This is a genomic window from Undibacterium sp. TC4M20W (genome assembly GCF_049340245.1).
In the GTDB taxonomy this organism is placed as follows: Bacteria; Pseudomonadota; Gammaproteobacteria; order Burkholderiales; family Burkholderiaceae_D; genus Undibacterium.
In genome coordinates this window covers 137751-150533 of sequence record NZ_JBMPPI010000003.1, presented here as the reverse complement: position 1 = coordinate 150533, position 12783 = coordinate 137751, and the positions used below count along the sequence as shown (strand labels likewise).

The following is a 12783-nucleotide window of genomic DNA, read 5'->3' as shown; positions in this document are numbered from 1 at the left end:
ACCATGCCATCTTGTCATAGTTTTTTCTAATTCACAAGCCTAAAAGAATAATTTCTTCATTTAAAGAAGAAATTATATGCTTTGTGGCGTTTATCTCAGATTAGGGCAGGCAATTCTGTAATAAGCGGTTTGCCACATCTTTAAGCTCAGTGTGCAATTGCGCAGGCTTACGAATTTCAAAATCAAAGGGCAAAGCGGCCAATTGTCTTGCAAACCAAGTCAAATCTTCAGACTGGTTATACAGCAGCACTCCCTCCGTAGTTTGCTCCAACACAGCAATCGAGTCAGACAGATGTCTGCGCGCCCTTTGCATATCCGTTTTCAACAAAACTTCGACACTATAGGCGCGGGGAATAGCCGCCACAGCGCTACGCAGATACGTGATGACACTGAAATTGGCAGGAACATCAAAATGTCTGGCCTGTAGACCTGCATGTATCACCCTGTCGAGCCTGAAACTACGTATATCTCGTCGTAAATGGCAAAAGCCAACGAAGTACCAGCATGCTGCGTGGAAGGCCAGACCATAGCCATCGACCACCCTTTCGCTTTCAACATCATTCGCACCGCGGTATCGCAAGTGCATCGCTTGTTTGTGCGCAACGGCATGGCTTAGCATGGCCAAGATATCTTTATCTGCCGGTATTGCCGCGGATTGAAGATTGAGTTCTATCGCTGCATCTGCGGCCTTCAATCTTTGTCTGAGCTTGTCCGGCAGGATTCTTTGTAATTTTGCTTGCGCGCTTTCTATGGACGATGCAGCGTCCAGCAGCTTCATTTGACGTGCAACAGACAGGGCAATGGAAATGGCAAAGCCCTCCTCTTCATTAAACATCATGGGCGGCAATTTAAAACCGGGCATGATGGAATACCCGCCATGGCGACCGCGCGCAGTCATGATGGGTATGCCCATTTCTTCCAGCGTGACGATATAACGACGCAGACTGCGCCGGTCAATGTCGAGTTTTTGCGCCAGGTCGGCACCACTAATCTGCCCTTGATTTTGCAAGAGTTCCAGCAGTGCGAGGACGCGGGTGGTCGGATGATAACTTTGAGACATATGCCAAGTTTATGCAATTAATAGGATGAATTATGCCCTATATAGTCTCTATTCTTTCGCTTATTGCTTCTACCGGAGCATATTTAACTGAGGGGAAAACATGAATATCGCAACAAATACTACAGGCGTTGCCGATTTTGATTTTTTTATTGGTAGTTGGAAGGTCAAACATCGCCGCCTTAAAGAGCGGCTTGCTAACTGCCAGGACTGGCTGGAATTTGATGGCAATACCACCGTCAGCAAAATTCTCGGCGGCGCTGGCAATGTCGATGACAACTTGCTTGATATGCCAGGTGGCGCATACCGTGCAGCGACCTTACGTTCATTCGATGTAGAAAAAGGCATCTGGTCCATCTGGTGGCTGGATGGCCGTTACCCGACTCAACTGGACGTGCCCATGCAAGGACGTTTTAAGAATGGCAAGGGACAATTTTATGCAGATGACATCTTTGCTGGCCAGGCAATACGAGTGCGCTTTTTATGGAGCGTGCCAGCGCCCGATCAACCTCGCTGGGAGCAGGCATTTTCAGTGGATGGTGGTACTCATTGGGAAACCAATTGGGTCATGGATTTTCACAGAATAGAATAATTTCGCAAGCATGTCGCCTGTGCGCTGTACTGCTGGTAACCAAAATTTAACGGGCCTTTACCTCATAATGCGGCGTGCAAATCGTTGTTCTATGACCTCCTCGCCCCATTGTCGGCCCGGGAGCTCTTCAAGCATGATAAAGCCAGCTTGTTCATACAAGCGGCGTGCGGCATCCAGGCCTTTAAATGTCCATAGTTGTATTTCACTGAATTGCTGCTGCTCGCAAAAGGAAACTGCTGCACTCAGTAAACGCCTGCCCATCCCGCTACCACGTAATTCGTCATCGACGATAAACCAGCGCAGGTGAGCAATGTTGTCGCCAAGGTCTTCACCATCGATCGCGATGGTGGCGACAACTTTGCCTTCACTGACTGCAGACCATAGTTGATTGCATGGTGTATCCAGGCGCCCGATAAATCCGGCCATGCCACTGGCGACTTTGGCTTCAAAGAAATGCCAGAATCCTGAAGTACGCGCATAGTAGCGCGCATGCATTTCTACCGCCCGGCCAAGCACACCGGGGTGATAGCCGCATTGAATACTTATCTCAGGAGTGACAGTTGGCGACACGCCCTCACGGACAGCCTCGAGTGCTTTTGCGTACGTAATCAAGCCAGCCTGCACTTTCTCATGAGCTGACACGGGAATGTTTTTCAACGCATTACTGACTTGCAGGTGAGCGAACTGGTTGATGCCGTCCAGGGTTTGCCTGCCTTGTACTGTTAATGCGAGTTCCTTCCCTCTCGCATCTTTTTGGCTGCTGGTCTCTATTAATTCACCGCTGTCTATTAGTTTGCGCACCATACGGCTGACACTGGATTTTTCCAGACAGAGCAGATCGCAAAGTACCGTTGCACTCAGTGCGCCATGTTCACCAATCTCAATTAAGGCATGTACTGCAGATGCAGGCAAACTTGTACCAGCAAGTGTTGGCTTCATAAACCCAAGCTCCCGCACCAGCCTGCGCGAAGCATCGCGGATTTCTTGAATCGGTGGCGATGACATTGCAGCGTTCATGATTCACTCCCATATAGTTGCATAATACAACTATATTTCACTGTCCCTGCTCATGCAAGAATTTATTTGAGGTTGTGCGTTTAAATAATTAATAAAAAGATAAATTTGTTACTAAAGGAAAAATAAACTCATTAAAGCTCTGTGGAATCGCAAAGCTAGCTACTGCCAGCCTGTATAGCGATTGAAACATAAGCGGTATTGATATATATTCTCATTATCATTTAGAGTTGCATTTTTTCTTTGCTACAGGAATTTCGCCATGAGCAGTTTGCCATTGCAGCAAGCAGTTGCTACCACATTGAATCTGATGAAAGTCGGTGACTCTGGTGTCGTTGAAGATGTGCAAGAGCAAGGCGATGCGAAAGACGATAGCCTGTTTAATATTACCCGCCGCCTGAAAGAGCTAGGCTTTGTTAAAGGCGAATCGGTAAAGATATTACACAAAGGCTATTTTGGTGGAGAACCATTGGCAGTCAGGATAGGCCAATCTACCTTTGCACTGCGAAATTTTGAAGCAGCCTTGATTGGTGTTGTCCCCGGCGTTACTCACTCAGGAAAAGTAGGAACATAGTGAACGAATTGTTTTCTCCGCTCATCGCTCTTGTCGGTAACCCTAACTGCGGAAAAACTGCACTTTTCAATCGATTGACAGGTGCACGGCAAAAAGTAGCAAACTATGCAGGTGTCACGATAGAACGGAAAGAAGGTAAATTCCGTTCTGATGCAGGGCGTCAGTGGCAGGTATTGGATTTGCCTGGCACCTATAGCCTGCATGCCATCACCCCCGATGAAAAAATCACCCAGGAAGTAGTCACCGGCCAGCGTACTGATGAAACCATGCCAGATGCCGTGGTATGCGTAGTCGATGCGACTAACTTGAAACGTGGCTTGCGCGTAGTGTTTGAACTGCTTGCGCTTGGCCAACCGCTGATACTGGCAGTGAACATGATGGATATCGCCAAGAAGCGTCATATCCACATCGATATTTCTGCTTTAAGCCGCAAGCTGAATATTCCTGTGGTCGAAACTATTGCAGTCGATCCCAAAGGAATCGATGAGCTTTTGACTGAACTCGAGGCACTGGCGCAAACGCTGCAACCAAATGGCAACATCACACCGCATGCACTTTCTGCACAAAGCCCTGAGAGCTTGCAACAACAAGCTAACGCGGTGTTGGAAGCCTGTGTCACGCAAGATGTTGATGCAGTCAGCGAACGCGCGGCCAGCTTGAGCTATCGCATGGATAGCTGGATATTGCATCCTGCTGTAGGCCCCGTCATTTTTGCGACCCTGATGTTCCTGGTATTTCAGGCAGTATTCGCCTGGGCACAGGCACCGATGGATTTGATCAAGTCAACAATCGATGCTGCTGGCACTGCAGTTGAATCTGCGCTGGCACCTGGCGTACTGCAAGGCTTGCTGGTCAAGGGCGTGATAGGCGGTGCTGGCAGCGTGCTGGTGTTTTTGCCGCAGATTGTCATCCTGTTCTTCTTCATCCTGATCATGGAAGATTCTGGCTATTTGCCACGTGCTGCATTTTTGCTGGACAGGGTAATGGGCAAAGTCGGTCTGTCTGGTCGCGCCTTCATTCCCCTGCTGTCCAGTTTTGCCTGCGCCATCCCTGGCATCATGGCGACCAGGACAATACAAAACCCGCGTGACCGTCTGGTGACGATCATGATTGCCCCCTTGATGACCTGTTCAGCGCGCCTGCCAGTATATGCCCTGATCATCGCGGCCTTTATTCCTGATCAGACCGTATTGGGCATATTGAATCTGCAGGGCCTGGTGCTGTTTGTCCTGTATCTGGGTGGCATAATCTCCGCCATGCTGGTAGCCTACTTCTTTAAAAAGAAATGGGGCAGCGAAGTGCATCAACAGGCTTTGATGCTGGAATTGCCTGATTACCGCTGGCCAAATGTACGCAACCTGCTGCTGGGTTTGTGGGAAAGAATCAAGATTTTCACTACCCGCGTCGGCACCATTATTCTGTCTCTCATGATTTTGCTGTGGTTCCTCAGCAGCTTCCCTGGCGCGCCAGAAAATGCAACGCAGCCACCGATTTATTACAGCATTGCCGGCTACCTGGGTCGCGCGCTGGAAGTGATATTTGCGCCTATTGGTTTTAACTGGCAAATCTGTATTGCCCTGGTACCTGGATTGGCAGCACGTGAAGTTGCCGTCGCCGCACTGGGTACGGTATATGCGCTCTCACAATCTGGTGAAGAACTGAGCCGCTCGCTTGAACCCTTGATTGCCCACTCCTGGAGCATACCAACTGCCCTGTCCCTGTTGGCCTGGTATGTTTTTGCACCACAGTGCGTGGCAACCCTGAGTGTGGTCAAACGTGAGACCAATACCTTGCGCTACCCGGCCATCATGGCGGCTTACTTGTTTGGCCTCGCCTATTGCGCCTCTTTCCTGACCTATCATATTTCCAGCTTTTTCTTAGGGAGATGAACATGCAAAACCTGATCGCAGCTCTGTTATTGGCTCTGGCGTCCGGGTATCTGTTATTGAAATGGATGCCTGCCGCGGCCAAGGAAAAAATCCGCGCGTTCAGTCTCTATCATGTCCCTGCACTTGCCCCTGTGTTGAACAAGCTGGTAAAGCAGACTGCCGCTTGTGGTTCTGGCTGCAGCAACTGCTCATCTTCCACAAACGACACATGCACCAGCTCTTCCGAATTAAAAACTGTGAAGCTGGTCCGCAAGGCATCTAATTAAAGATTAGAACCGCATTTGCCGCATTTCATTGGCAGCCCGGCTGAATTGATGTATCCTCGAATAAAGTGGAAACAATTTCTGCTATATCGAGACAAGCAAAGGCCGTAGCTGGATATGAACGCAAGCATCTACGACAAGACCGAAAAAGGCCGAGAAGAAATCACGACCAGAAAGTATCAACTGGCATCCAGATTGCGTACTTTATTGGTCATGATAGACGGCAAGCAAAGCGCTGCTGACATCATGAAAAAAGTGGCGGCTCTGGGTTTGACAGAACAAAACCTGCAAGAACTGCTGGAACAGGAATTCATTATTGAAATCGCTGTACAGACAGAAACTTCCCCCAACATTACAGATACATCTCCAGCATCTGAATCAATAGCGACACTTGCAGGCATTACCGCAAAATCGCCAGAACCTGCCGCACTGGAAATGACAGATTCCGAGCGCTTCCAGGCACTGTACAACTTCTACAATGAGACGATCAAGAGTGCCATCGGTTTGCGTGGCTACGGTTTGCAACTCAAGGTAGAGCGCGCCGCAAATATTGACGATTTTCGTGCGTTGCGACAGGCCTATGTAGAAGCAGTGCAAAAAGCCAAGGGGCCAGAAATGGCACGCAGCCTGAGCGACCGGCTTGATTTGCTGTTAGGTTAGACTTGGTTTGGTTTAGGAAAGCTTGGCTGGATTAAATTGACATAAGCAGTTGCGCGCGTAAAAAAGCCAGGCGAACCTGGCTTTTTTGCTTTATTCACAAAAAACTTTTATTCAATACCCTGGCTGCTCAGATATTCCTCATACGTACCCTGGAAGTCGATGATTTTATTTTCCTTGATTTCCAATACACGTGTCGCCAACGAAGACACGAATTCACGGTCATGCGACACGAAAATCAAAGTGCCTGCGTATTTTTCCAGCGCGATATTCAGTGATTCGATAGATTCCATATCCATGTGATTGGTTGGCTCATCCATCAACAAGACATTATGGCGACCCAGCATCAGCTTGCCATACATCATGCGACCTTTTTCACCACCTGACAAAACCTTGACAGATTTTTTGACATCATCACCACCAAACAGCAAGCGACCGAGGATGGAGCGTACGGCCTGATCATCATCGCCCTCTTGTGTCCACTGACCTATCCAGTCAGTCAGGTTTTTGTCCGATGCAAATTCCTCGGTAGGATCTTGCGGCATATAGCCGACATTGGCATTTTCTGCCCATTTGACCGTACCATAATCCGCATGCATACCTGCGATGTCATCGCCACCGATGCAACGCAACAGCGTGGTTTTACCGATGCCGTTGGCACCGATAATCGCGATTCTTTCACCCGCCTCCACCATCAGGTCGACGTTCTTGAACAATGGCTTGTCATAAGCTTTGCTCAGGGATTGCACTTCCACTGCCAGACGGTGCAATTTCTTTTCGCCATCAAAACGCACGAAAGGATTCTGGCGGCTGGATGGTTTGAAATCTTCAATCTTGATTTTATCAATCTGCTTGGCACGTGAAGTGGCCTGACGTGCCTTGGATTTATTCGCGGAGAAGCGGCGTACAAAGTCTTGCAGCTCAGCGACTTTTTCCTTGGCCTTGGCATTGTTTGCCATTTGCTGCGCGCGTGCCTGTGACGATGCCAGCATGTAGTCATCGTAATTACCTGGATACACTTTCAGCGTGCCGTAATCCATATCGGCCATGTGCGTACATACCTGATTCAGGAAATGGCGATCATGCGAAATGATGATCATGGTGGAATTACGTTCGTTCAGAATATCTTCCAGCCAGCGAATGGTATTGATGTCCAGGTTATTCGTCGGTTCATCAAGCAACAAAATGTCCGGATTGGAGAACAAGGCCTGCGCCAGCAAGACGCGCAGTTTCCAGCCTGGCGCAACCGCGCTCATAACGCCCTGATGCTGGTCGGTTGGTATGCCAACACCCAGCAATAATTCACCGGCACGCGCCTCGGCAGTGTAACCATCGTACTCGGCAAACTTGGCTTCCAGGTCTGCTGCTTTCATGTAGTCGTCATCAGTCGCTTCAGGATTGGCGTAAATCGCATCCCGTTCCGACATCGCGGCCCACATTTCTATGTGACCCATCATGACCACGTCCAGCACGCGCATGTCTTCAAAAGCAAACTGATCCTGGCGCAATTTACCCAGGCGCTCATTCTGATCCAGCATGACCGTGCCTGATGATTGCTCAAGGTCACCGCCGAGAATCTTCATGAAGGTGGATTTGCCGCAGCCGTTGGCACCAATCAGGCCATAGCGGTTACCTTCGCCAAATTTGACAGAGATATTTTCAAACAGCGGCTTGGGGCCGAACTGCATGGTGATATTAGCGGTAGAAAGCACAGAAAACCTTTTGCAATAAAGATGGGGATTAACCGCGCATTATAGCATTGTGCTTTTGGTGGCTTGCAGACAAGCCCATGATTTATAGAGAAATTATGGAATTTGGAAGGCAGATATCTGCGTCCCGGCAGATTTTGTTGGTGAGATTACTTCTTTACCAATAGGAAATGGCTTGGCTGAAGATTAATTCCGCAGACAAGCCACTTATGAATTTCAATTAAATTAACTTAATTGAAAGTTTTTCCTTCTGCAGCCAGTTTTGCCAGCAAAGGAGCTGGTTTCCAGGCATCGCCATGGCGGCCTTTGGCATATTTCTCCATGGCCATGACTACATTTGGCAAGCCCACGGTATCAGCGTAAAACATAGGGCCACCAGTATGTAATGGGAAGCCATAGCCAGTCAGATACACCATATCGATATCAGACGCACGTGTCGCGATACCCTCTTCCAGGATATAGGCTGCCTCATTGACCAGCGCAAATATCAGGCGTTCGACAATTTCCTGATCGGAAATCTTGCGGCGTGTAATACCCAGGTCAGCAGAGTGCTGGATGATCATGTCATTCACAATGGAAGACGGATAAGCTTTGCGGTCGCCCGGTTTATAGTCATACCAGCCTGCACCGGTTTTTTGCCCGAAGCGACCCAGTTCGCACAGCAAATCTGCTGTTTTGGAATAAGTGATTTGTGGTTTTTCTACATAACGGCGTTTGCGGATATACCAGCCTATGTCATTACCAGCCAAATCGCCCATGCGGAAAGGACCCATGGCAAAGCCCATTTTTTCTACGGCTTTATCAACCTGTTCAGGTGTGCAGCCCTCTTCCAGCAGGAAGCCTGCCTGACGGCTGTATTGTTCTATCATGCGATTGCCAATGAAACCATCGCACACGCCAGATACCACACCGGTTTTCTTGATTTTCTTGGACAGGCCCAACACTGTCGCCAGCACGTCTTTGGAAGTTTTTTTACCGCGTACAATTTCCAGCAATTTCATGACATTTGCCGGGCTGAAGAAATGGGTGCCGATGACATCTTCAGGACGCTTGGTGAAGTCAGCGATTTTATCGACGTCCAGTGTGGATGTATTCGACGCCAGAATTGCGCCCTGCTTCATGACTTCATCGAGCTTCTTGAAGACTTGTTCCTTGACGCCCATGTCTTCAAACACAGCTTCAATGACGATGTCGGCCTGTGCAATCTCTTCATACGACAAAGTGCCTGTAATCAGGCCAACACACTGGTCAAATTTCTCTTGCGTCAGCTTGCCTTTTTTAAGCGTGTTTTCATAATTCTTGCGTATCGTCGCCAGACCTTTATCCAGCGCCTCCTGCTTCATTTCCAGAATTTGCACGGGGATACCAGCATTCGCAAAGTTCATCGCAATACCGCCACCCATGGTGCCGGCGCCGATAACGGCGACTGATTTGATAGGACGAGTTGGCGTGTCATCAGGTACATCCGGCAATTTGCTGGCCGCACGTTCGCCAAAGAAGGCATGACGCAAGGCTTTGGATTCTGTGGTTTGCACCAGATCGACAAACAATTCACGCTCAAATTTGATGCCATCATCAAATTTCTTTGTCACAGCGGCTGCTACTGCTTCCACGCATTTCAAAGGTGCTGGGAAAGGGCCAGCCATGGCGCGTACTGTATTGCGTGAGAATTGCAGATAGGCTTCATAGTTCGGATAATCAATCTTGATATCACGTACTCTCGGCAATGGGCGCACATCAGCAACTTTTGCAGCAAATGCGAGTGCCGCTTCTAGTACATCGCCTTCCACCACTTCATTGAAAATCGCTGTCTTGGCAAGTTTTTCAGACGGTACTGCTGTGCCGGAAACGATCATGTTCAAAGCCATTTCCAGGCCCAGCACACGCGGCAGGCGCTGTGTACCACCGGCACCAGGCAGGATGCCCAATTTAACTTCAGGCAAGGCTATTTGTGCACCTTTGGATGCGACGCGGTAATTACAACCCAGCGCCAACTCCAGGCCCCCCCCCATGCACACTGTGTGAATAGCAGCGATGACTGGCTTGTCAGATCCTTCGACCACATTGATCAGCGTGTGCAGGCTAGGTTCTGCAGATGCCTTGGGGGAATTGAATTCTTTGATATCCGCACCGCCGGAGAATGCTTTACCGGCACCTGTAATCACGATGGCTTTGACGGCATCATCGTTCAAGGCCTGCTTCATGCCATTCACCGCTGCTGCGCGGGTAGCATGACCCAAACCATTTACAGGCGGATTGTTCAGGGTAATTACGGCGATATTGCCATTCACTTGATATTCGGCGCTCATGTCTCTTCCTATAGGTGAAATACTGCTTGGATTTGCCAGTTCAGTGCTTTTAAAAATCTGGTGTAAGCTTATTTTTGCTTACTATACCGCAAAATAGTACGAGCGTATTATTTTATTTCAGTTCCAATACTGCCGCATGTGAAAATAATTCAGACTTGCTGAAATCCTGGTGAAATCTTGGTGGAATACACCGTGATCTGCCTGCACGACTTACTATCTGCTACAGTACTTTAGTCCACGGCGCAGCAAAACATCGGAAAATCTGAAGTTGAAAACCCGTCTTCAACTGAGATGGAGTAACCCAGAAATTATTCATTTCAACGCCAACGACGAACTGGAGTTTTTGAATTGATGATGCATCCAACATCAAGCTGGACTGAGCAAATCAAGGCGGCAGCCATTACTGGCGTCGTCGTGTTTGCTGCATGCCTGCTAGGGATACTCAGCCGTTCCATGGGGCATCTCGCAGCCTTGTGGCCAGCCAACGCACTGCTGATTGGATTATTTGTACGCTTTCGTCCATTAAATAATCCCGGTGGATGGCTGGGCGCAACAGCCGCTTATATTACGGCCTACTCCCTGACTTACAACGCAGCAGGCACAATGACAGCCCAGAATTTGTATGCCAGTTTGATGCTGACTGGCGGCAATCTTGCCTGCGTCATCGCTGGTGTTTTGCTTTTTTCCTGGCTGGATGATGAACACCGCCGCTTGAAACATCCGCTTTCTGTACTTTACCTTGCGCTGGTTGCATCATGCGCCGCTGCAGTAGCTGGCGTGGTTGGTACGATGACAGATCCTATACTGTCCAATGCCGGTCCGCTCAAAGGCTGGGCATTCTGGTTCGTGAATGAACTGGTCAATTTGATGGCAGTTTTACCTGTCATGCTGAGCTTGCCGGATTTATCAGGGTTCAGATTAAACCGCCGCCGCACTTTCAAGACCGAGCATATTCATCCCGGCAAAATCTTGCCCATATGCGCTCTTCTGATGTCTTTTACCCTGGGCATCATGGTAGGCGGCCCGGGTGCACCTGTCTTCCCTATCCCGGCCCTGCTGTGGTGTGCATTGAGCTACGACATTTTCATCACCAGCATACTGACTTTGCTATATAGCGGCTGGGTATTGATCTCCATGTCGCTTGGCTACCTGCCGATTTCCATCGTCAACATGAATTCGCGCCCCATGTTGCTCTCAATACGCATAGGGGTGAGTCTGCTGGCACTGGCGCCGTTAACAGTGGCTTGCGTCATGGCTGCACGTGAAGAACTCCTGAGGCAACTTAAATACATCGCTGAACATGATCAATTAACCAGCCTGCTCAACCGCCGTGCCTTTAATGAGCGCGCTTCCAGCCTGCTGATGAAGCTTGCTGAGCAAAACAGGCCAGTAGCCGTATTGATGCTGGACATTGATAAATTCAAGGATGTGAATGATACCTACGGGCATGCCGGTGGTGACCGTGTACTGATCGCTTTTGCACGCATAGCGAGTGCAGGCCTGCGAGATATTGATATTCTGGGCCGCATAGGCGGTGAAGAATTTGCCGCCATATTGCCGGGTTGTGGACGCAAGGAAGCAGAAATGATTGCGCAACGCGTGCGCAACAAGCTCGCCAATACATCCATAGACATAGGCGATGACCAGCAAATAGCAGTGACTGTCAGTATAGGCGCCAGCTTTGTCCGTCAAGCTGTGCCTGATATTGAGCCGCTGCTATTGGTCGCCGACAAGGCCCTTTACCGCGCTAAAGAAAACGGACGGAACCGGGTAGAGATTAATGATTTTACTGATGTAAAACAAGAAAATGCTCAGGCTCATTAATAATCTGGATGATTATTAATGAGCCTGATGTTCCTCTCACTATCTATGGATACAGATTCTCTAAAGATGACTTTACTGAACTTTGACAGCAAGGGTTATAAATCGTTAGAAGACGCTTGGCACCAGATTCTCCCCTCCGGACACTTCGATGACTGTTCCACTGACATAAGGATTGGTCATCAAAAACAACGCTGCATGCCCGACATCCTCTGTGGCCCCAGCATGACGCGCTGGGAAGGTTGTGCGCACGCGTTCGTTCAATGCGATGCGCTCATCAACCGACAAAACATTCCACAACCCGGTGTCGATGTAGCCTGGACGTATTGTGTTAACCCGAATCGGCGCCATCTCCAGCGCGAGTGAGCCCGATAAGGATTCCACTGCAGCAAACGCAGCAACTACGGCCGCCAGGCCCAGTTTTGGTCGCGCCGCAGTTCCACCTGTAAGAAAAGTAATCGACCCGCCGACTTGCAGGTGAGGCGCGGCATACCGCGCACAGGCCCAGCTACCCATGAATTTAGCATCCATATAGCTTCGCACACCGCGCATGTCGTCTGCCATGAACGTCCCCCACGTACCAAAGCCAGGTCCTGAGGTAACGACTAGATGGTCAAAGGGGCCAATGATGTCAAATGTTTTGCGCACAGCAGCCTCATCAGCGATATCTAGTGTTACCTGCTCGAAATTGACTAACTCCGGATGCTGCTCCACCGAGGTAATACGCCGACTGGCAACAATCACGGATGCACCCGCTGCATATGCTGAGAGTGCGATACCCAGTCCAATACCCGTTTTTCCGCCAACCACCACTACTCGCTTCCCATTGAGGCTTGATGGAGACAAAGTCGGTTGTTCAAAATTATTTGTGCTTGCGTTCATAGTTCTCTTCACCTTA

Annotated in this window: 11 protein-coding genes; 6 read left to right on the top strand and 5 right to left on the bottom strand. The window is 49.3% G+C overall.

Annotated features, from left to right (window positions below):
• Nucleotides 1–100: 100 nt before the first annotated feature.
• Nucleotides 101–1060 (bottom strand): helix-turn-helix transcriptional regulator, encoded by a 960-nt coding sequence (locus tag ACO0LL_RS05140; RefSeq protein ID WP_422949810.1) that lies wholly within the window; start codon nucleotides 1058–1060, stop codon nucleotides 101–103.
• 100 nt (nucleotides 1061–1160) lie between these two features.
• Between ACO0LL_RS05140 and ACO0LL_RS05135 the strand changes: the two genes are divergently transcribed.
• The gene (locus ACO0LL_RS05135) at nucleotides 1161–1649 is read left to right on the top strand and encodes a DUF1579 domain-containing protein (RefSeq protein ID WP_422949809.1); all 489 of its coding nucleotides are present in this window, start codon (nucleotides 1161–1163) and stop codon (nucleotides 1647–1649) included.
• Nucleotides 1650–1706: 57 nt separating this feature from the next.
• On the opposite strand, the gene ACO0LL_RS05130 is transcribed toward ACO0LL_RS05135, so the two are convergent.
• The gene (locus ACO0LL_RS05130) at nucleotides 1707–2666 is read right to left on the bottom strand and encodes a bifunctional helix-turn-helix transcriptional regulator/GNAT family N-acetyltransferase (RefSeq protein WP_422949808.1); all 960 of its coding nucleotides are present in this window, start codon (nucleotides 2664–2666) and stop codon (nucleotides 1707–1709) included.
• Between the two features lie 259 nt (nucleotides 2667–2925).
• Here ACO0LL_RS05130 and ACO0LL_RS05125 point away from each other — a divergent pair, with 259 nt between their 5' ends.
• The 4 genes from ACO0LL_RS05125 (at nucleotide 2926) to ACO0LL_RS05110 (ending at nucleotide 6049) form a co-directional block, all read left to right on the top strand.
• Nucleotides 2926–3237, top strand: a complete 312-nt coding sequence (locus ACO0LL_RS05125) for a FeoA family protein (RefSeq protein WP_422949807.1) — start codon at nucleotides 2926–2928, stop codon at nucleotides 3235–3237.
• Complete coding sequence (feoB, locus tag ACO0LL_RS05120; RefSeq protein WP_422949806.1) at nucleotides 3237–5126, top strand: ferrous iron transporter B; 1890 nt, start codon at nucleotides 3237–3239, stop codon at nucleotides 5124–5126. Before ACO0LL_RS05125 ends, feoB begins: the two co-directional genes overlap by 1 nt.
• A gap of 2 nt (nucleotides 5127–5128) precedes the next feature.
• Nucleotides 5129–5392: a hypothetical protein gene (locus tag ACO0LL_RS05115; RefSeq protein ID WP_422949805.1), complete on the top strand. Its 264-nt coding sequence runs from the start codon at nucleotides 5129–5131 to the stop codon at nucleotides 5390–5392.
• Between the two features lie 114 nt (nucleotides 5393–5506).
• Nucleotides 5507–6049 (top strand): hypothetical protein, encoded by a 543-nt coding sequence (locus ACO0LL_RS05110; RefSeq protein ID WP_422949804.1) that lies wholly within the window; start codon nucleotides 5507–5509, stop codon nucleotides 6047–6049.
• A gap of 107 nt (nucleotides 6050–6156) precedes the next feature.
• On the opposite strand, the gene ACO0LL_RS05105 is transcribed toward ACO0LL_RS05110, so the two are convergent.
• Nucleotides 6157–7758, bottom strand: a complete 1602-nt coding sequence (locus ACO0LL_RS05105; RefSeq protein ID WP_422949803.1) for an ABC-F family ATPase — start codon at nucleotides 7756–7758, stop codon at nucleotides 6157–6159.
• A gap of 227 nt (nucleotides 7759–7985) precedes the next feature.
• Nucleotides 7986–10064, bottom strand: coding sequence for a 3-hydroxyacyl-CoA dehydrogenase NAD-binding domain-containing protein (locus ACO0LL_RS05100; protein ID WP_422949802.1), 2079 nt, complete (start codon nucleotides 10062–10064; stop codon nucleotides 7986–7988).
• A gap of 351 nt (nucleotides 10065–10415) precedes the next feature.
• Here ACO0LL_RS05100 and ACO0LL_RS05095 point away from each other — a divergent pair, with 351 nt between their 5' ends.
• Nucleotides 10416–11888: a diguanylate cyclase gene (locus ACO0LL_RS05095; RefSeq protein WP_422949801.1), complete on the top strand. Its 1473-nt coding sequence runs from the start codon at nucleotides 10416–10418 to the stop codon at nucleotides 11886–11888.
• A 105-nt stretch (nucleotides 11889–11993) separates the two neighbouring features.
• On the opposite strand, the gene ACO0LL_RS05090 is transcribed toward ACO0LL_RS05095, so the two are convergent.
• Nucleotides 11994–12767 (bottom strand): SDR family oxidoreductase, encoded by a 774-nt coding sequence (locus tag ACO0LL_RS05090; RefSeq protein WP_422949800.1) that lies wholly within the window; start codon nucleotides 12765–12767, stop codon nucleotides 11994–11996.
• Nucleotides 12768–12783: the final 16 nt, after the last annotated feature.

Excerpts from the sequence above, each read along its gene's own strand:
- ACO0LL_RS05140 (WP_422949810.1), bottom strand. The coding sequence starts at position 1,060 with ATGTCTCAAAGTTATCATCCGACCACCCGCGTCCTCGCACTGCTGGAA.
- ACO0LL_RS05135 (WP_422949809.1), top strand. The coding sequence starts at position 1,161 with ATGAATATCGCAACAAATACTACAGGCGTTGCCGATTTTGATTTTTTT.
- ACO0LL_RS05130 (WP_422949808.1), bottom strand. The coding sequence starts at position 2,666 with ATGAACGCTGCAATGTCATCGCCACCGATTCAAGAAATCCGCGATGCT.
- ACO0LL_RS05125 (WP_422949807.1), top strand. The coding sequence starts at position 2,926 with ATGAGCAGTTTGCCATTGCAGCAAGCAGTTGCTACCACATTGAATCTG.
- ACO0LL_RS05115 (WP_422949805.1), top strand. The coding sequence starts at position 5,129 with ATGCAAAACCTGATCGCAGCTCTGTTATTGGCTCTGGCGTCCGGGTAT.
- ACO0LL_RS05110 (WP_422949804.1), top strand. The coding sequence starts at position 5,507 with ATGAACGCAAGCATCTACGACAAGACCGAAAAAGGCCGAGAAGAAATC.
- ACO0LL_RS05100 (WP_422949802.1), bottom strand. The coding sequence starts at position 10,064 with ATGAGCGCCGAATATCAAGTGAATGGCAATATCGCCGTAATTACCCTG.
- ACO0LL_RS05095 (WP_422949801.1), top strand. The coding sequence starts at position 10,416 with ATGATGCATCCAACATCAAGCTGGACTGAGCAAATCAAGGCGGCAGCC.
- ACO0LL_RS05090 (WP_422949800.1), bottom strand. The coding sequence starts at position 12,767 with ATGAACGCAAGCACAAATAATTTTGAACAACCGACTTTGTCTCCATCA.